The sequence below is a fragment of the Bacillus sp. PSXD-155 genome (assembly GCF_049310765.1).
GTDB lineage: Bacteria > Bacillota > Bacilli > Bacillales > Bacillaceae_G > Bacillus_A > Bacillus_A cereus.
In genome coordinates, this window is the sequence record NZ_JBMOWC010000020.1 from 68241 (window position 1) to 88212 (window position 19972).

Consider the following 19972-nt stretch of genomic DNA (forward strand, 5'->3'; position numbering starts at 1 on the left):
AAAGAGATACCCGTTCTTTCAGGTACCTCTCTTGACAGTGATTACTTTGCTGCTGGCAATTGTATTGGATCAAATTTATCATACGATGTAAACTTCGCATCCGTAATAATGTGCGCTTTATCCTCACCATTGCTACTCATAACCATATCTATCTTTGCTGATTCATATTTAAAATTTTTTGTAATAATATATTCCCCATCTATTTCTTCTATCTTTGCATTTTGGCCTTGTAGCATTTTTTTCTGCTTTTCATCCATACTAGCTAGCATACTCTCTGTCTCTTGCCCTTTTAATGCAAACTTCAGCTTATAATTATCTCCACTTTTCTCCATCTTCACTTTATTTAAAATTTCCGATGGAATCTCTAAATTATCTACCATTCCTTGAGTCGCGTTCATTCCGTTAGCATTTAATTGTTCCTCTGGTACAGACATAACTTCACCCGTATTAGGATTTTTCAACTGACCAGCAATTTTGCCACCCACATCATAAACAACAACCTCTGTACCAGAAACATTCATTTCAGAACGAGAATTTTTTTTCTTCGGCTCTAGTTGCATTTTGGCCTTTATTACATTCATCTCTGTTCCTTCAGCCTTTATTCCCACATCATATGTCATCGTTACATTTTCTTCGTTTTTAAAAGCTTCATTCGCTTTATTGAAAACATCCTTCGCTGTTAATTCCTTTTCTTTCTGCACAGCTTCTTTTTTCGGTTCATCAGTCTTTTTTGTTTTCTCATTACTACACCCTACTCCTAGACCGACTGCAAGTACTAAACTTGAAATTAAAATAAGTTTTTTCATAACGTCCCCTCCTTCCCCAAAATAATATCATCTCTTTTCCTATTAAATCTATATAATTCGTAATATTTATCTTTAAATTTATTTCCTATATAACAACATGTTTGAGAAAAAGTTTAAATATGATGTAAATAATAACAACTCATTTCAGGAGGTCATTATGAAAGCGATTATTTGCACAAAGTATGGACCACCTAATGTTCTCCAGCTTCAAAATGTAGAAAAGCCTAAACCTAAAGAAAATGAAGTATTAGTTAAAATTCACGCAACAAGTGTATCGACTGGAGATTGTAGAATACGTGGCTTTAATAGCCCCCTCTTATTTTGGATTCCTATGCGGATCATATTAGGTTTCAGAAAACCGAGAAAACCTATACTTGGCGTAGAGTTGTCCGGTGAAATCGAAGACATTGGATCAGATGTAACACAATTTAAAAAAGGTGATCCAGTTTTTGCATTAACAGAACTAAATCTTGGTGGTTATGCCGAATACACATGCGTGCATGAAAGTGGATTAATAGCATTAAAACCTACCAATGTGACCTATGAAGAAGCTGCCGTTATTCCTTTTGGCGGAACTTCAGCATTGCACTTCCTTAGAAAAGGACAGATAAAAAAAGGGCAACAAGTACTTATATACGGCGCCTCTGGGTCAGTAGGGACAGCTGCCGTACAACTTGCTAAATACTTCGGGGCGACTGTCACAGCCATTTGTAGTAGTTCGAATTTCGATTTAGTAACAGCTTTAGGTGCAGACAACGTAATTGATTATATGAAAGAAGATTTTACTAAGCGGGGCGATCACTACGATATTATATTTGACGCAGTTGGAAAATATAATAAGTCTCTTTGTACAGATGCATTAATGCCTAATGGAAAATATGTATCTGTGAACGGAATGATGGCAAAGGTCAGTAAAGAAGATATGAACCTACTAAAACAACTAGCTGAAACAGAAAAGCTAAAACCTGTCATTGATAGAACTTACCGATTAGAAGAAGTTGTAGAAGCCCATACGTATGTAGAAATGGGCCATAAGAAAGGAAATATTTCGATTACCTTAAAATAAAATATATTCTGAAAATATCATTGACAATTCTTTTTGTACGATTTACTATTAGTACCATATTCAAAACTACATACACATACTCTTATCAAGAGTGGCGGAGGGACTGGCCCGATGATGCCCGGCAACCGAGCTTATGACGTATAAGCTAAGGTGCTAATTCCTGCAAAACGAGTTTTCGTTTTGGAAGATAAGAGAGGAATCTATTTCGTCTATTCGGCACCTCTCTTATTTTTGGGAGGTGCTTTTTATTTTGGAACGTATATGAAGGGGGATTTATAGATGAAAAAGGTATTATTAAGCATTGTAAGCGGAGCAGTATTATTATTAGGCGCATGTAGCGCGAGTTCAGATAAAGAGGTAAAAGCATTAGACGAGAAAAAGATTACTGTCGGTGTAACAGGTGGGCCGCATGAACAAATTTTTGAAAAGGTAAAAGAAGTTGCCGCAAAAGATGGCCTCGAAATTGATATAAAAGTATTTAATGATTATGTAGCGCCAAACGTATCTTTAGATGAAAAAAGCCTTGATGTAAATAGCTACCAAACAAAATCGTATTTAGATGTATTTAAAGCTGAACGCAATATGAAATTAGCTGAAGTATTTTCAACAGTAACATTCCCTATGGGCGTATATTCTAAAGATATAAAAGATGTAAAAGACTTAAAAGACGGCGATGCAATTGCTGTACCAAATGACCCAACGAATGAACTTCGAGCTTTAAAATTATTTGAAAAAGCAGGGGTTTTAAAAGTTGATCCAAAGGCTACAGAAAAAGCGACTGCAAAAGATGTAATTGAAAATCCAAAAAAATTAAAGATTGTCGAATTAGAGGCATCTCAATTACCAACGCAACTAAGTGAAGTGAAAGCAGCTGCAATTAACACAAACTTTGCATTAGGTGCAAAATTAAGTCCGGCGAAAGATTCTATTTTCCGCGAAGGAAAAGATTCACCATATGTGAACTGGGTTGTTGTTCGTACTGAAAATAAAGATGATGCCGTTGTAAATAAATTAAAGAAAGCTTATCAATCTAAAGAAGTAAAAGAGTTTATCGAGAAAAAATTTGATGGTTCAGTTTTACCATCTTGGTAGGAGCTGACGATAATGATTGAATTAAAAAACATATCCAAAGTATTTACAACAAAAAAAGGGTATGTTGAGGCTCTTAAGTCTACTTCCCTTAAAGTAGAAAAAGGCGAGGTATTTGGAATCATTGGGTATAGTGGCGCTGGTAAAAGTACATTGATTCGATGTGTAAATTTATTAGAAAAACCAACGACAGGAAATATCATTGTAAACGAACAAGACTTAACAACGTTATCGACAAAAGAACTAGCAAAAGCGAGACAAAAAATCGGAATGATCTTTCAAGGATTCAATTTACTTAAAACTGTTAGCATCTATGAAAACATTGCATTACCTTTACGCCTTGCTGGTATTCCAAAAGTGGAAATTAAAAAAAGGGTAGAAAAATATTTACGCATTGTCGATCTTTTCAATCGAAAAGATGCTTATCCAAGTGAACTTTCTGGCGGTCAAAAACAGCGCGTTGCAATTGCACGTGCACTATCACATGAGCCTGAAGTGTTATTAAGTGACGAAGCAACGAGCGCTTTAGATCCAGAAACAACTGATTCTATTCTTGATTTGTTATTAAAGATTAACAAAGAAATTGGAATTACGATTTTACTCATTACACACGAAATGAACGTTATCCAACGTATATGCGACCGCGTTGCCGTTATGGAACATGGATCTGTAGTCGAAAGCGGGACTGTGAAAGATATTTTCACAAACCCACAACATGTAACAACGAAGAAATTTGTAAATAGCGCCTTTGCAGCTAAAATTCCAGAAGAGGTACAGAAAGAACTACAGAATACTGGAGAAATTGTAACACTTTCATTTATTGGTACTACTTCAGGTGAACCTGCCTTAGCTGTTGCCACAAAACGTTTCCAAGTGTATCCGAATATTTTATCCGGTAATATTACGCAGTTAAAACATGAAGCATATGGGAAACTAGTCGTTCATATGCAAGGAGAACAAAATGAAATCCACCGTGCTTTATCATTTTTACAAGAGCAAGGAATCATTGTAGAAGGAGGTAGAACAGATTATGGGAAACAAGTCCTTTTTGGATGAATGGGGTAAAGTCATATGGGAAGCCACAATTCAAACCTTTCAAATGACATCTATTTCATTACTCATCTCAATCCTTATTGCACTGCCACTTGGCGTCACACTTGTTTTAACGAGACCTGGTGGGCAGCGTGAAAATAAAATCATCTATCCTATTCTTAATACAATTATTAATATCATTCGCTCTCTTCCATTTATCATTCTATTATTCTTCATCTTACCTTTTACAAAGTTTCTAATGGGAACATCCATTGGCGTACAAGGTGTTATCGTACCTCTTGTCGTCTTCACAGCTCCTTATATCGCACGTTTAATGGAGACAGCTTTACTAGAAGTAGATCGCGGTGTCATTGAAGCCTACCAAGCGATGGGTGTTTCTACTATAAAAATCATTTGGCACGTTATGGTGAAAGAAGCTCGTCCCTCCCTTGTACTGGGATTAACAATTGCAACGATTGGCTTAATCGGCGCAACAGCAATGGCTGGTCTTGTAGGTGCTGGCGGGCTAGGGGACTTAGCATATCGCTTCGGACATTTACGCTATGAACCTGAAGTAATGTATGCAACCGTCTTTATTCTAATTATCCTCGTTCAAGGATTACAGTCTTTAGGGAATAGTGTTGCAAGAAGACTGAAGAAAGATTAAAAAAGAAGGCATCTCACTGGAGTGAGATGCCTTCTTTTTATCTTTTAAATCCACCTTCTGAATGAATAACTTGCCCCGTAATCCACTCAGCTTCTTCACTTACTAAAAATTTAATGAGTCTAGCTACATCCTTTGGCTCACCAATTCTGCCAAAAGGAAACATCAGCTTTAACCCTTGTTTTATCTCTTCATTCATCCATCCTGTATCGGTTGGTCCTGGATTAATTGCATTCACTGTTATTCCTAAATGAGCTACCTCTGCTGACAACGTACTAGTAAGAGCATCAATAGCTCCCTTCGTTGTCGCATAAGCTAGTTCTCCTGCCATAGGACCTTGAAATTGCCCCGAAGTAATATTAACAATTCTACCACCAGATTTCTTATCAAATCCTCGGGCAAATTGACTACTGAGCAATGTAGTCGCACGAATATTCACCATATAATGCTTATCTAATTCTTCAGCAGTCAACGTAGAGAAATCATTATTCGTAGAATATGCTGCATTATTAATTAATATATGAGGGTACCCTAATTGTTCAGTAACTTTATTTAAAAGCTCTTTCGGTGCATCATTCCGAGTTAAATCTAACTCCATGCTCAATACTCTAACACCTTTTTGTAATAGCTCTTCTTTTAATTGTATTTGTTCATTTTTATCAACGCCCCAAGGCATCTCTTTATCATAATCCGTCCAATACGTAAAAAATATATCGTATCCTGCCGCAGCTAATTCTTTACAAATCGCTGCTCCTATACCGTCTAGACGACTTACGCCTGTAACAACTGCTACTTTATTTTTTAATTGGTTCATCATATACTCCTCCAAGTTTAAAGGACGCATACTTTATATAAGAGATATAAATTTCCCCACCTAGACCTCTGTCCTTACAAAAGGGATGTACAAGCCAACTATGCAGTCCTTGCATGATTTACAAATAGCTAAATAAACCCTCACTTATGAGAGAAAAATTCATCTATCCAATTTCTAATCATTACAAGTTCATCCACATATCGAGTCCTTGTCTCCTTTCCATATATCTCTGTTTCTATCATACCAATATGATGTACTATTTCAAATGATAAAAAAATAAAAACCAATATTCCATTCCAAACTTCTATTGAATTTATTATATTATAATATAATAAATAATGGAAATAATCAGAAAAATACTGGTAAATATTGACTAACCTTCTTATAATAAAATGTGGGGCTAATGTGAGAATTTAGTTTTAAACAAATAGGGGGAAGAAACATGTCAAAAAAATTACTTTCTTTATTTTCTGCAGTAATCGTAGCAGCTTTTGTAATAACCGGCTGTGGTCAAAGCGATACGACAAATAAAGAACAAAAAGAGAATGCAACAAAAGAAAGCAAAACGGAAAAAACAGATACAACGAAAGAAAGTAAACCTACTGAAAAAAAATCTGAAGATAAAAAAACTGAAGATAAAAAGCCTGAAAATACAGCTACTGGATCAAGCGACTACTCTAAGCTGATTTCCTATATGGAAAAAGAAACAGGTGGTAAAACAAAAGTTCTTTTTGAAAATAAAGAACCACAAGTCTATAAAGCTGAAGATGTTTCAGTTTCAATGAATAGTTACACATTAGTTGAATTAAATGGATTCCATACAAACTTCGATATTCCGTTTAATCGTCAAACAGAAGGCGGAGTTATTCTTGTGAACTACAGCGTAAAAAATAGTTCAGCTAAAGATATTTATTATATGCCAGCATTGGACATGTCATTTACTGGCGCTCAGAAAGCATATAGTAACTATAAAGATTTAATTCCAAAAGAAGATCAGCTCCCAACTAAACTTGCTCCAACGAATGATTACTTAGTAAAAGCAGGAGAAACTATTTCTGGTTATATCGCTTATCCATTCGGAAAAGATGATCTAGCGAAAATTTCAAGTCTCTCAACAGTCTCAGTCACAGTCCCAACTGCACAAGCTAATAAAGGAAAATTTGATGCTCCAATCGGAAATCCTGGAAGCTTTTCATTAAGTTTAAACAAACAGGGTGCTGAAAAAGTTGCAACAGATAATACTTTCTACCAAGATAAAGCTACAGCTAATAACATGGGCGATAAAAAAATGTTAAAAGAGAAATCAAGTATTAATAACAGCCAAGAATTAGGCGCTGTTAATGTTACATTAGACGGATACCAATTCACTCAATTCACACCAAATTCTGTCGAAGCTCCACGCTTTGCAAATTTTAAAAACGGTCTTGTTCTGTTAACAGTAAAATTCAAGCTTGATAACAAAGATGCTCAAGACGTTTCACTGTCTCCTATAAGCTCTACATTGAGAGTGAATGATGGTACACAATATACGATTAATGAAGGTATGCTACTAAATTACGACTATAACGCTGCAGTTAAAACTGGAACATCTGGAGAGTTACTACAAGTATATATTTTAGATCAAGAGCAGTATGAAAAGATTTGGAAAGACAAAAGCTTTGAGATTGAGTTAGGACCTATGAGAAATAAAGAAGCTAAAGATATTTCACAAGGTAAAAAAGTTAAATTTACATTACCTAAATAGATTACTAAACATATAATAGAAAGGCATATAACATATGATTGTTATATGCCTTTTTCATTTTATAAAAACACCATTTTTGTTCACACTTTATCCATTGTGAATCTTTTCACAATGGATATATAATAAACTTGTAAATACAATATTGGAGGGATTTCAATGATTATCAATTTTTTAAGAACTGATAAACGTGCTACTTTCATATTATTACTTTTACGGCTTTACATAGGGTATACATGGCTCGCTGCTGGGATAGGCAAAGTCTTCGGACAATCTTTTGACGCAAGTGGTTTTCTAAAGGGTGCTATTGCTCAATCATCAGGTGACCACCCTGCAGTACAAAGTTGGTGGGCAGATTTCCTTCAACACTTTGTTCTTCCAAACGCAGACCTATTTAGCTTTTTAGTTCAATGGGGAGAAATTTTAGTAGGTCTAGGTTTAATTTTAGGCGGATTAACAAAAACAGCTGCATTTTTTGGAATCATAATGAATCTTTCATTTTTGTTAAGCGGAACTGTTAGTGTAAACCCAAACCTACTTATTTTGACTATGTTCATTTTAGTTGCAGGTCATAACGCTGGACGTATTGGATTAGATGGCTATGTTTTCCCTAAACTTTTCCGTAAAAATAACCACGGAACATATAAATTAAGTAAAACTGCGTAGTAACAGTTTACTTTTAAAATATAAATAAGAAAAAGAGCCTGAGTATAGGCTCTTTTTCTTATTTATCCTAATTTAAACTTTTAACGAGCCACGAAAACCTCTGGCAGCATAGTAAGAGTCTGCTCCATTGTGGTACACGAAAACATGTCCGAAGCGATAATCACAAAATAGAGCACCACCGAGTTCTCGAATATCTGAAGGTGTTTGTACCCAACTTGATGATTTTATGTCAAAATCGCCAAGTTGTTGCAATTCCCGATATTGTTCTTCCGTTAATAGTTCAATGCCCATAGCATTTGCAACATCAATAACGTTATTTTCTGGTTTATGTTTTTTTCTTGATTCTAACGCTTCAAGATCATAACAAAGACTTCTGCGGCCTTTAGGACTCTCCTTTGAACAATCATAGAAAGTATATTCGTCCTTTTCTTCATCATAACCGACAACATCCGGCTCACCGCCAGTTACTTCCATTTCGTTAAGTGACCACAATTTTTCAGCATTAGCTTCTATCTTAGCTTCAACCTTAGCCCATTCAAGACCTTCATGGCGGTTCATATTTTTCTCAAAACGAGCTTGCAATACTTTCAATAACTCTTGACGTTTTTCTACTAGTAAGTCATTTTTATTTCCTGTCATATTAGTCCTCCCTGATGTGTGTACGGATAGTAGTTTAAGTATATATTTTATAATAAATCATCTCAAGATGAAGACCGTTTCAACCTTATGTCTTGTACAAACATCCATTATAAAGTTCTAAAACCCTCCATACTTTCTCCAAGAATATAGTGTGAAAACCACATCAAATTCTGCTTCATAATAGCTACATTCATTCCCGGCTGATTAGGACTATATGCCATTCCTTTAAATATAATTAATTCTGTATCCACTTCCATATCCATTAATCCTTGATATAGATCATATGCATTTGTAATTGGAATTCTTGCATCCTTTTCTCCATGCTGAATTAAGGTAGGCGTACAAGCTGATTTAATATACGTCATAGGTGATGTCTTCATATATATCTCTGGATCATTCCATGGAGTATTTCCTAAATACATTCTAATAAAGTAAGATATATCTGTATTTACATAATGGTTACTCCAGTTAGTAATTCCACCGCCCACTGAAATCGCCTTAAATCTACTACTAAACGTAGAACAGAAAGCGGATATATATCCTCCGTTACTCCACCCCATAACTCCTACTTTATCTTTATCTACAATCCCTTGATCAACTAGTTTATCCACTCCAGATATAATATCATCGTAGTCAGCAATTCCTTGTTTTCTATAATTTTCTTTTAAAAATTCATTACCATAACCTGAACTTCCTCTATAGTTTGGTTCTAAAACTATAAAGCCTTTTTCGATAAACTGTTCAATAGGATATTTCTCATTAAAACAGTATGAAAATATCAGGAAGGATGCCCAAGCCGGACCACCGTGAATTACTACTAATAAAGGATATTTTTTATTTATATCAAACTCTACTGGGGTTGATATAACCCCTTCTATTTCAAGACCATCACTACTTTTCCATGAGATGATTTCCCTGTTACTTTTAAGTTTTCCTTTAAAAAATCTATTTTCATCCGTTATTTTTTTATCGTCTAAATAGATTTCAAAAGTTTCATTTGTTCTAGCCTTATTATAGGATATATGTTTTCCATCCTTTGTTATAGAAGCATCCATTATAAAGCCATCTACTTTTTCGCTTAATATTTCCACAGTTCCATCTTCAGCTAGCAACCCAATAAGATAATTCGTTTTATTCTGCCATCTAATTAAAATCCCTTTAGCTGTCCACTGTAATGGCATAACCGTACTATCGAAATCTGTTAAAGGTTGAATTAGCTCTCCATTATGAATATCATATATCTCTAACGTACTATCTTGTATATAGTTTCTATAGTAATCCCTCTCTCTTATGCTTGCTGAGTAACAAATTTTGCTGCCGTCAGGAGAAAAGCAAACACTCCCTCCCAACAATTTATCCACATTCAGCTTTTGTAGCTCTCCAGCTTTAATATGGAGTATGTATAGATCTCCATTTATATAATCTGCCATATTTGAGCTTGGTGTCGCCATAAATACAACCTTTTTACCATCATTTGAAATATCAAATTCATGGATATGAAAATCCTTACCATCAGTTAATCGATAAACAACTCTGTTCTCGTGTTCATCTGTATCACTTTGTATCACCTTTTCTATTTTAATGTAATATAAACAATTATTCTGGTGTTCCTTACTTACATGATGGAAATCTCCATATAATTCCTTACGTTTCTTTATTTCCTCACATTCTTTTGACTGTGCAACATAATAAAAACCTTTACCAGCAGGATCCCATTTGAATGTACTAATTCCTTCCTTCTCATCAGTAATTTGAACCTCGCTATAACCATCTAGCGACTTAACAAATATCTGATTTTTCCCATCACCAACTGGACTAAGATATGCGATACACTTAGCATCTGGAGACCATAATGGGTGTGTACTATCTATATCCCCATTTGATAATGGGTAACTCTGCTTCTTATCTTTTTCATATATCCATACATGATTCCTATATGTATTGTCTTTCCAATCAGCCGTCTTCTTTACAAATGCTACGTTCTTACCATCATCACTTATGTTTGTACTTGATAAGGTTGGTAATGAAATAATCTCTTCTATACTTAGATATGTTTTTTTAATCGTTTTCATCAATATTCCCCCTGAAATGTCCATAAATCTCTCGTCTCATTTTGTCGTAATAAAAGAAATTGTTCATGAATACTTAAAATAATAACGGAAAATTCAGATAAATAAAAGTGGATTCGATAAAGTAAAACTTTAATCTATAGGGTTCTATCCACTTACCAATTCTAGATGTTATTTTTCGACACAAAAACACCCCTTTAGATAAAATATCTAAAGGGGTACAAATTTGTAAATTTATTTTAAAGCTACAACTATATTTATTAACCTACCAATCTCCTACTCAACAGTAACAGACTTAGCTAAGTTACGTGGCTTATCAACGTCACACTCGCGGTGAAGTGCTGCGTAGTATGAGATAAGTTGTAATGGAATAACTGCTACTAGCGGTGCTAGTGCTTCGTGTACAGCTGGTAATACGAAGCTGTCTCCTTCCATTTCTAAGCCTTTCATTGAGATGATACATGGGTTAGCTCCGCGTGCTACTACCTCTTTCACGTTGCCGCGAATTCCAAGGTTTACGTGCTCTTGTGTAGCAAGTGCGATAACTGGTGTACCATTTTCGATTAAAGCGATTGTACCGTGTTTTAACTCTCCTCCAGCGAATCCTTCTGCTTGGATGTAAGAGATTTCTTTTAGTTTTAACGCACCTTCTAATCCTACGTAGAAGTCTACGCTACGTCCGATGAAGAAACAGTTACGCGTTGTCGCTAAAAATTGTTTTGCTAATGCGTCCATTTCTTCTTTTTGATCACAAAGTTCTATCATTGCATTTGCTACAAGTCCTAGTTCGTGTGTTAAATCGAAATCAAGAACTTCACCTTTTGCTTTAGCAATATCAGCTGCTAAAATTGAAAGTACTGCAAGCTGTGCTGTGTAAGCTTTCGTTGATGCAACTGCAATTTCTGGTCCAGCGTATAACGGAAGTGTATAATCAGCTTCACGAGAAAGCGTAGAACCAGGTACGTTTGTAATCGTTAATGCTTTATGACCCATTTCATTCGTTTGTACAAGTACTGCACGGCTATCAGCTGTTTCACCACTTTGTGAAATGTAAATGAAGAATGGTCTTTCTGTTAATAATGGCATGTTATAAGAGAATTCACTTGCTACATGCACTTCAACTGGCATTTTTGCAAACTTCTCGATAAATTGTTTTCCAACAAGACCTGCATGATAGCTCGTTCCACATGCAATGATGTAAATACGATCGCTATCTAAAATCGCATTGCGAATGTCTTGATTTAATTCAATCTCGCCATTTTCATCTTGATACTTTTGAATTATATTACGGATTACAAGTGGTTGCTCATCGATTTCTTTAAGCATGAAATGAGGGTATGTTCCTTTTTCAATATCACTTGCATCTAATTCCGCTGTAAACGGTGCACGTTCAATCGTTTCACCTTGTAAATTTTTAATTGTAATACTTTCTTTCGTTACGATTACGATTTCTTTATCCATTAACTCAATAAATTGATCTGTAACTTGTAACATCGCCATAGCGTCGCTCGCCACAACATTAAAGTTGTCACCAACACCTACTAATAGCGGGCTTTTGTTTTTAGCAACATAAATCATGTTTGGATTTTCAGCATCAAGTAATCCGATTGCATAAGAGCCATGTAAAAGAGATAGCGTATTACGGAACGCTTCTTCTACACTTAATCCTGTGCTCACTTGTTGTTCCATAAGCTGTACGATAATCTCTGTATCTGTTTCACTTACGAACGTTACATCTTGTAAATATTCCTTTTTCACTAATTCATAGTTTTCAATTACACCGTTATGAACTAGTGTAAAGCGTTTTGATGTACTTTGATGCGGATGCGCGTTTACTTTACTTGGAACACCGTGTGTAGCCCAGCGTGTGTGTCCGATACCTACGCTTGCTGCTACGTTCTCATCTACGATTTCACGAAGTTTTGCGATACGGCCTTTTTCTTTGTATACAACAACACCGTTCTCTGCTTGTACTGCAATACCTGCTGAATCATATCCACGATATTCTAGCTTTTCTAAACCTTTTAATAAAATTTCCTTTGCATCTTGCTCTCCAATAAATCCTACGATTCCACACATGTTTAGTCGCCGTTACAAATGCTTACACTGCTCTGCGAACATGTAACGACATAGTCCGATACCATTTTTATTTATACTAAAAAAACGGATTACATATTGCTAGCCCTGTAAGCTTGTAACGGCTTTCACCTTCCTCTCGATTGGGTTTAAGTCCGTATATACTTATACAGCTAGTTTTCATCCGTTCCTCTTCTCTCATCACACTTTCACCTTTGTCCACTAAGTCACCTTAATGATTTAAGTAAAAGTTTGCGGTTGTGATGAACAACCGGGAGTCATCCGCCGAAATCTCGATAAACCCCACCTCGTCAACTACACTATTTGTAGTTCTGGCGCTTTTATAATTTACAATATTTCCTTTGAGAAAAAGAACAAGACCATCTTATAACAAACATGGATAAACCGTCAATGAAATTTTTTTCATCGTCTATAAAACATATGAAAAAGGAGCACTTTTTGTGCTCCTTTTTCATATAAATTCAGCTAATTACTCAGCGCCAACTTCGGCTTTCACAACTTCTACAATGCGATGTACATATGCATCACAAACTTCTTGTGTTGGTGCTTCTGCCATTACACGAATAAGTGGCTCTGTTCCAGATGGACGAACAAGAATACGGCCATCACCGTTCATTTCTTCCTCTACAACACGAATAATTTCTTTAATTTTTTCATTTTCTAATGCTAATTTTTTATCTGTTACACGAACGTTTACTAGCAATTGTGGGAATTTCGTCATTTCTCCTGCAAGCTCAGATAATGGTTTTTTCGTCATTTTCATGATGTTTACAAGTTGAAGTGCACTTAACATTCCGTCACCAGTTGTAATGTAATCAAGTAAGATAATATGGCCTGATTGTTCTCCACCTAAGTTGTAACCACCGCGTTTCATCTCTTCCATTACATAGCGGTCACCAACTGCTGTTTTATCACTTGTAATATTGTTTGCTTCAAGTGCTTTGTAGAAACCTAAGTTACTCATAACAGTTGAAACAACTGTATTATGTTTTAATTGACCAGTTTCTTTCATGTACTTCGCACAAATAAACATAATTTGATCACCGTCAACGATGTTTCCTTTTTCGTCTACAGCAATTAAACGATCGCCATCGCCATCAAAAGCAAGTCCGATATCCGCACCTTTTTCTTTTACCAATTCAGCTAAGCCTTCTGGATGTGTAGATCCTACACCCTCGTTAATATTCATACCGTTTGGAGAAGTTCCCATTGTTGAAATATCAGCTTCTAGGTCTGCAAATAAGTATGGAGCTAGAGAAGAAGTTGCACCATGTGCACAATCTAAAGCGATATGTAGGCCAGAGAAATCTTCTTCAACAGTTTGTTTAATGTACTGTAAATATTTTTGTCCACCTTCAAAGTAATCGCTCACTTGTCCCAGATTAGTACCTGTCGGACGTGGTAGTTCATCAACTTCTTTGTCTAATAAAGCTTCAATCTCAGCTTCTTGCTCATCTGTTAATTTAAAGCCGTCTGAACCAAAGAATTTAATACCGTTATCTTGTACTGGATTATGAGATGCAGAAATCATAACACCTGCTTGTGCATCTAGTGCTTTTGTTAAATAAGCAACACCCGGTGTAGAAATAACGCCAAGGCGCATTACTTCTGCTCCAGTTGATAATAGACCTGCTACTAAAGCTCCTTCTAACATATGGCCAGATACACGTGTATCACGACCGATAATTACTTTTGGACGATCTGTATCTTTTGTTAATACATAACCACCAAAACGCCCAATTTTGAAAGCTAATTCAGGTGTTAACTCCTTATTTGCAACTCCACGTACTCCATCTGTACCAAAATATTTACCCATTATGATTCGCTCCTTTTTCTTGCTCTTTTTGATTATGGTTATCTACCGTTGGTTCTTGACTATTTTCTTTATCTTTATCTTTATCTTGATTTTGATTATTTTCCTGTTCCGTTTCTTTTTCTTGATTGGATTCAGGATTTTTTGGCTTCTCATTTTGATTTTCTTGATTGGTGTTTGAATCCGGTTGTTGACCGTTACCCTGTACTTCTTTATCTGGTTTTTCTTTCTTTACAATAGTAACTTTAGCACTTTTTTGTTTTGGCTCTATTGAAATATTACCAGGACCACTCACTTGAATAGAAATATCTTTCGTCCCTGAAGATACATTTTGCAAATTAATTACCGCTGTTATTTGGGCAGCTGTTATTTTATCTACTATACTTGCTTCTCCTGAAATATCAACACTTATCTTTCCATCTTGCGGCGAAATTAGCTGAGCCGTAACATCTTTAGAAAGTCCATTTTTTTGGATTGGGATGCCATCAATCGTTTTTGTTTTCGTTTGTTTTGTTTTTTGCACTCCCACTGAAACCTTCACTTGATTCGGTTTTGCACTGGTTACACCCTTGGGTAATAAAACAGAGGCATCGAATGTTGTAGACTCTGTCAATTGACTAAGATCTACTTCGACCCCCTCTAGCGATTGTATATTATCCAAAATATCTTTTGGACCAGCTATCGTTACTTCTCTCGGCTCGACACTGATATTTGTAACTGCCAATCCTTCTGCTAAACTCCCCTTCTTCGTATACGTTACAGGAACAGTTTTTTCAGTATTATTGGCTGTAGTTTGCGTTGCCACATTCAACGTTACACTAATTTTAGATGGACTTGTTCTTACATTTAAACGTTTTCCTTCTTTATTGTATAATGTAACTTCGGGCGTTTTTGTAACAGTTTTATTAACACCTTTTAAATCAACATACGCTTTGGCAGATGAAATGCTTTCAATTTCTTCTTTCGTCCCAACTACCTCAACAGTATCCGGTTTAATGCTTGATTTTTCGAGAGTAGCCCCCGCTGGCATTTGATCCTCATTTGATAATTTCAAATCTACATGAACATATTTTCTCGCCTTTTCATGAAGAGTAACTTTAATTGTTGATGGCTGAACTGTTCCTTTCACATCGTCTGGAAGCCCGTTCGTTTTTAAAGAAATCTCATAAGTTCCTTTTGGACTATCTCGCAAATCAATTGGTATGTCAAATTGTTTTTTTGCTTTTGCTGTAGCAACTGATGCTTTTGGGCCTTCTAACTTCACCTTAACGCCCTCTGCTGGAATACCACTTACAATATATTTCTCCTCATCATACTTAAGATTAATCTCATAATTAGTTAATGTTTCTTTCGTATCATTTGCAAAAGGTAATATACCTGATGTCGTATTTTTCTCAGTTAACGTCGCTGACATAAAAAGCATACACGCCAATAGTAATGAGATCCCTTTTAAAAACCAATGATTCTCCATTAACTTATCCATGACGCTTTCTCCTCCAATTCCATAAAGACGAAGAAGTCGTTTTTTCGTTCCCACTAAATTCAGCTAATAACATATCCTTCAGCTGTTCTGTCTTCAAATCACGATGCAACTTACCATTTTTCGTTAAAGAAATTTGACCAGTTTCTTCAGACACAACTACTGTAATACTATCAGTAACTTCACTAACTCCCATTGCAGCACGATGTCTAGTTCCTAATTCTTTAGAAATAAACGGACTTTCTGATAATGGAAGATAGCATGCTGCTGCTTTAATTGTACTTCCTTGCATAATTACCGCTCCGTCATGAAGAGGTGTATTTGGAATAAAAATATTAATAAGTAATTCCGATGATACGTTTGCATTCAGCGGAATACCCGTTTCCACATAATCACCCATACCGGTCTCTTTTGACAAAGTAATTAATGCACCTATTCTACGTTTCCCCATATATTCGGTTGCTTTTGCTATCGCTGTTGCAACCATTTCAGGTTCATCATCCTCATGCGGTCCAACACGCGAAAATAAACTCCCGCGCCCTAGCTGCTCAAGTGCTCTTCGCAATTCTGGCTGAAAGATAATAATAACGGCTAAAAATCCCCATGTTAATACTTGTTCAGTTAGCCAAGATAACGTATGCAATTCAAGGAAAATACTAATCATCTTAACGACAATGATAACTGTAATCCCTTTTAAAAGTTGAACAGCTTTCGTCCCTCGGATTATGAGAATCAGCTTATATATAATAAACCATACAATGGCAATATCTAATGCCGTACTAAGATATTTCAAAATGGTCGTATCTTCAAAAGGCATGCTATCCCTTCCTCCTACTTACGAGCAATTCTATCCATATATTGAAATATTGTTTTATGCTCTATCTGTATGTATTTCCAACAACTAGTTAATTATACCATACATGAAACAAACGACAATTACAAACAACCCCCTTTAGCTCAAATTGGTAAGATGTCAAACATTTTTATCTTACAGTATAATATAAATCATTATTATACGCCTATTTTCAAATAAAAAAAGCAACTTCTCAGTTGCTTTTCTTACATTTATTTTAGTTTTTCACCGAATAAAGAACCCATTAAAGCAACTGCTGTTGTTGCCGTTCTATTTCTCTCATCTAAAATCGTATTTACCTCAACAAATTCAGCAGATGTGATAATATCCGCTTCTGCTAACATTTCCATCGCCAAGTGGCTTTCACGATAAGATAAACCACCAATTACAGGCGTCCCAACACCTGGTGCATCATGAGGATCAAGACCATCTAAATCTAATGATAAGTGTACACCATCAGTATGAGATAAATATGCGATTGTTTCTTCCATAACAGCCGTCATCCCCATACGATCAATTTCATGCATTGAGAACACTTTAATACCTTCATTTCGAATGAAATCTTTTTCTCCTTCATCCAATGCACGCGCACCGATAATTACGACATTCTCTTTTTTCACCTTCGGATATGCTCCATATAAATCTACAAGTGAAGAATGTCCATAACCTAAACTTGCTGCAAGTGACATACCGTGAATATTTCCAGATGGTGAAGTTTCCTCTGTATTTAAATCACCGTGTGCATCATACCAAATAACACCTAAGTTTTTATAATGTTTTGCTACACCAGCTAATGTACCGATAGCAATACTATGGTCACCACCTAATACAAGTGGAAAACGACCTTCTTCTATAATATGATCCACCTTACTTGCTAATTCATTACATACAGTTGCAACTTGTGTAAGGTTTCTTAATTTTGTATTTTCATCTATCTCTTTTTCTCTCTCTATACATATATCTCCCATATCTTTAACGTCATATCCAATTTCTTCAATTCTTTCAATTACCCCTGCATAACGGATTGCGCTCGGTCCCATATCAACGCCACGACGCATCTGCCCTAAATCCATTGGAACTCCAATAACTGAGATTTCTTTTTTCATAGATAGTATCCCCCTTCTGTGCCTTCACTAAATATTTTAAATCTTTTATATAGTCTGACTCAACTCGACATTTTTCTGTATGGATATACAAATTATTCACTTATATTCACGTTGAAAATCAAATTTCAAGACTATTCTATGTATAAAGTTAACTTAATGAAACAATCACAATCACTATTATTAAATAATAATAAAAAAACACCCCTACATTTAGAAGTGTTTTTCTGACGCTATTTTCCATACTGTTGCAATATTCTTCGTTGTCATTTCAATATTTTCTTCTGCTACTCTATATGCTTCTTCTAGTGTCATCGGTCTCGTTGTAATACTAAATACCGCATCTATTCCTTTCTCGTACACGGCTGAATAATCAGATGATACAGACCCTCCAATAGCAATTACAGGCACAGAAAAACGTTTCGCACGCCCCGCAACACCAACAGGAGCCTTCCCATATGCAGTTTGTTCATCTATTCTACCTTCACCAGTTATAATGAGATCTGCATCTTCTATATGTTTATCGAAATTTGTATAATCCAATACAATTTCAATGCCCTTTCGCAAGTCTCCCTTTAGCACTGAAATAACAGCCGCTCCCATTCCTCCTGCTGCCCCTGCACCAGGTATTTCAGATACATCAGAAGATACATATCTTTTAAGAATATTCGCATAATGTTTTAAATTCTCATCTAGCTCTTTCATCATCTCTACATTCGCACCCTTTTGTCTCCCAAATACGAAAGATGCTCCCTGCATTCCGACTAATGGATTATCCACATCACATGCCGCTTCTATCTTTACCCCCTTTAAGCGTGGATCCATTTGTGAAAAATCAATAGCAACAATCGAATGTAACGTACCTCCAGATGGATCTATTACTTCACCCTTATCATTTATAAATCTTACTCCTAAAGCTGCTAACATGCCTGCCCCACCATCATTTGTAGCACTTCCTCCAAGTCCTAAAATTATGTACTCCGCCCCTTGATTTAGCGCATGTAATATAAGTTCTCCTGTTCCTTTTGTCGTTGTAATAAGTGGGTTTCGCTTTTCAACTGGAACGTGCTGTAATCCTGATGCTGCTGCCATTTCAATAAACGCTGTCTTTTTATCTTTAGACACGCCATAAAAAGCTTGCACACTTTCTCTAAGCGGTCCTGTCACACTAATTGATATAATTCTCCCCCCTGTAGCATCAACAAGCGATTCAACCGTCCCTTCTCCTCCATCTCCAATTGGTATTTTCACATACTTTGCATTAGGAAAAATTGCTCTAAAACCTCTTTCAATAGCTTCACATACTTCTATAGCTTTTAGGCTTTCTTTATATGAATCAGATGCAATAACAACTTTCACAATTATCCCCCATCCCTTATTTTTACGTTTTCTTCATTTTAAACGATAAATATAAAAGTTGTCTTTTTAAACACAAAAAAGCTTACATTATATGATGTAAGCTTTTTCTATTTAGATGGAGCCTAGCGGGATCGAACCGCTGACCTCCTGCGTGCAAGGCAGGCGCTCTCCCAGCTGAGCTAAGGCCCCTTAGTAATAAAGCGGAAGACGGGATTCGAACCCGCGACCCCAACCTTGGCAAGGTTGTATTCTACCACTGAACTACTTCCGCGAAAATGGTGAGCCATGAAGGATTCGAACCTTCGACCCTCTGATTAAAAGTCAGATGCTCTACCAACTGAGCTAATGGCTCGTAAATGGCTGGGCTAGCTGGATTCGAACCAGCGCATGACGGAGTCAAAGTCCGTTGCCTTACCGCTTGGCTATAGCCCATTAATATTTACTAGTATGGTTATCTTCTCAAAAAAATAAACCCTTTCAGGTTATTTTTAAGAAAATGGTGGAGGGGGGCAGATTCGAACTGCCGAACCCGAAGGAGCGGATTTACAGTCCGCCGCGTTTAGCCACTTCGCTACCCCTCCGACATTTAAACATATATGGTGGAGGATGACGGGATCGAACCGCCGACCCCCTGCTTGTAAGGCAGGTGCTCTCCCAGCTGAGCTAATCCTCCAAAAGTGG

General features: G+C 36.2%; 16 protein-coding genes, 6 tRNA genes, 1 pseudogene and 1 riboswitch. Of the genes and pseudogenes, 6 read left to right on the plus strand and 17 right to left on the minus strand.

Features of this window, described 5'->3' with window-relative positions; translation table 11 throughout:
- Nucleotides 1-41 precede the first annotated feature (41 nt).
- Nucleotides 42-806, minus strand: a complete 765-nt coding sequence (locus ACO6VI_RS21095) for a hypothetical protein (protein WP_422423996.1) — start codon at nt 804-806, stop codon at nt 42-44.
- A 157-nt stretch (nt 807-963) separates the two neighbouring features.
- Here ACO6VI_RS21095 and ACO6VI_RS21100 point away from each other — a divergent pair, with 157 nt between their 5' ends.
- The 4 genes from ACO6VI_RS21100 (at nt 964) to ACO6VI_RS21115 (ending at nt 4660) form a co-directional block, all read left to right on the plus strand.
- A complete protein-coding gene (locus tag ACO6VI_RS21100; protein ID WP_422423998.1) occupies nt 964-1872 on the plus strand; it encodes an NAD(P)-dependent alcohol dehydrogenase in 909 nt (302 codons plus the stop codon).
- A 79-nt stretch (nt 1873-1951) separates the two neighbouring features.
- Nucleotides 1952-2066, plus strand: a riboswitch (SAM riboswitch).
- A gap of 85 nt (nt 2067-2151) precedes the next feature.
- Nucleotides 2152-2964 (plus strand): MetQ/NlpA family ABC transporter substrate-binding protein, encoded by an 813-nt coding sequence (locus ACO6VI_RS21105; RefSeq protein WP_000756981.1) that lies wholly within the window; start codon nt 2152-2154, stop codon nt 2962-2964.
- A 12-nt stretch (nt 2965-2976) separates the two neighbouring features.
- The gene (locus ACO6VI_RS21110) at nt 2977-4017 is read left to right on the plus strand and encodes a methionine ABC transporter ATP-binding protein (protein WP_063546201.1); all 1041 of its coding nucleotides are present in this window, start codon (nt 2977-2979) and stop codon (nt 4015-4017) included.
- Nucleotides 3992-4660: a methionine ABC transporter permease gene (locus ACO6VI_RS21115; protein WP_000527152.1), complete on the plus strand. Its 669-nt coding sequence runs from the start codon at nt 3992-3994 to the stop codon at nt 4658-4660. Before ACO6VI_RS21110 ends, ACO6VI_RS21115 begins: the two co-directional genes overlap by 26 nt.
- A 37-nt stretch (nt 4661-4697) precedes the next feature.
- Here ACO6VI_RS21115 and ACO6VI_RS21120 read toward each other — a convergent pair whose 3' ends face one another.
- Entirely contained in the window at nt 4698-5474 is a 777-nt protein-coding gene (locus ACO6VI_RS21120) for an SDR family oxidoreductase (protein WP_142321539.1), read from the minus strand.
- A gap of 439 nt (nt 5475-5913) precedes the next feature.
- Here ACO6VI_RS21120 and ACO6VI_RS21125 point away from each other — a divergent pair, with 439 nt between their 5' ends.
- Together ACO6VI_RS21125 and ACO6VI_RS21130 are read left to right on the plus strand one after the other, a co-directional pair.
- A complete protein-coding gene (locus ACO6VI_RS21125) occupies nt 5914-7215 on the plus strand; it encodes a DUF5068 domain-containing protein (protein ID WP_000038603.1) in 1302 nt (433 codons plus the stop codon).
- Nucleotides 7216-7371: 156 nt separating this feature from the next.
- On the plus strand, nt 7372-7878 hold the full coding sequence (locus tag ACO6VI_RS21130; protein ID WP_000586151.1) for a DoxX family membrane protein: 507 nt from the start codon (nt 7372-7374) through the stop codon (nt 7876-7878).
- Between the two features lie 72 nt (nt 7879-7950).
- On the opposite strand, the gene ACO6VI_RS21135 is transcribed toward ACO6VI_RS21130, so the two are convergent.
- The 15 genes and pseudogenes from ACO6VI_RS21135 to ACO6VI_RS21205 all read right to left on the minus strand — a co-directional run bounded on the left by ACO6VI_RS21135 (nt 7951) and on the right by ACO6VI_RS21205 (nt 19964).
- Nucleotides 7951-8517: a DUF4256 domain-containing protein gene (locus ACO6VI_RS21135; RefSeq protein ID WP_000147402.1), complete on the minus strand. Its 567-nt coding sequence runs from the start codon at nt 8515-8517 to the stop codon at nt 7951-7953.
- A gap of 107 nt (nt 8518-8624) precedes the next feature.
- Nucleotides 8625-10589 carry a prolyl oligopeptidase family serine peptidase gene (locus ACO6VI_RS21140; RefSeq protein ID WP_422424003.1) on the minus strand — a complete coding sequence of 655 codons (1965 nt, stop codon included), beginning with the start codon at nt 10587-10589 and terminating at the stop codon, nt 8625-8627.
- Between the two features lie 273 nt (nt 10590-10862).
- A complete protein-coding gene (gene glmS, locus ACO6VI_RS21145; protein WP_000334155.1) occupies nt 10863-12665 on the minus strand; it encodes a glutamine--fructose-6-phosphate transaminase (isomerizing) in 1803 nt (600 codons plus the stop codon).
- 12 nt (nt 12666-12677) lie between these two features.
- Nucleotides 12678-12864: pseudogene (locus ACO6VI_RS21150) on the minus strand (hypothetical protein).
- 288 nt (nt 12865-13152) lie between these two features.
- Complete coding sequence (gene glmM / locus ACO6VI_RS21155) at nt 13153-14499, minus strand: phosphoglucosamine mutase (protein ID WP_000521476.1); 1347 nt, start codon at nt 14497-14499, stop codon at nt 13153-13155.
- The gene (locus tag ACO6VI_RS21160) at nt 14492-15979 is read right to left on the minus strand and encodes a CdaR family protein (protein WP_063546197.1); all 1488 of its coding nucleotides are present in this window, start codon (nt 15977-15979) and stop codon (nt 14492-14494) included. The genes glmM and ACO6VI_RS21160 overlap by 8 nt, the downstream gene beginning before the upstream one ends.
- Nucleotides 15972-16793: a diadenylate cyclase CdaA gene (cdaA, locus tag ACO6VI_RS21165; RefSeq protein WP_001115694.1), complete on the minus strand. Its 822-nt coding sequence runs from the start codon at nt 16791-16793 to the stop codon at nt 15972-15974. Before cdaA ends, ACO6VI_RS21160 begins: the two co-directional genes overlap by 8 nt.
- A gap of 248 nt (nt 16794-17041) precedes the next feature.
- Nucleotides 17042-17935: an arginase gene (rocF, locus tag ACO6VI_RS21170; RefSeq protein WP_000711563.1), complete on the minus strand. Its 894-nt coding sequence runs from the start codon at nt 17933-17935 to the stop codon at nt 17042-17044.
- Between the two features lie 210 nt (nt 17936-18145).
- The gene (locus tag ACO6VI_RS21175) at nt 18146-19291 is read right to left on the minus strand and encodes a glycerate kinase (protein ID WP_063546195.1); all 1146 of its coding nucleotides are present in this window, start codon (nt 19289-19291) and stop codon (nt 18146-18148) included.
- A 116-nt stretch (nt 19292-19407) separates the two neighbouring features.
- Nucleotides 19408-19480, minus strand: a tRNA-Ala gene (locus ACO6VI_RS21180).
- A gap of 10 nt (nt 19481-19490) precedes the next feature.
- A tRNA-Gly gene (locus tag ACO6VI_RS21185) sits at nt 19491-19562 on the minus strand.
- A 5-nt stretch (nt 19563-19567) separates the two neighbouring features.
- A tRNA-Lys gene (locus ACO6VI_RS21190) sits at nt 19568-19643 on the minus strand.
- A 5-nt stretch (nt 19644-19648) separates the two neighbouring features.
- Nucleotides 19649-19723: transfer RNA gene (locus tag ACO6VI_RS21195), tRNA-Gln, on the minus strand.
- Between the two features lie 65 nt (nt 19724-19788).
- Nucleotides 19789-19872, minus strand: a tRNA-Tyr gene (locus ACO6VI_RS21200).
- 16 nt (nt 19873-19888) lie between these two features.
- Nucleotides 19889-19964 (minus strand) — tRNA-Val (locus ACO6VI_RS21205).
- Nucleotides 19965-19972: the final 8 nt, after the last annotated feature.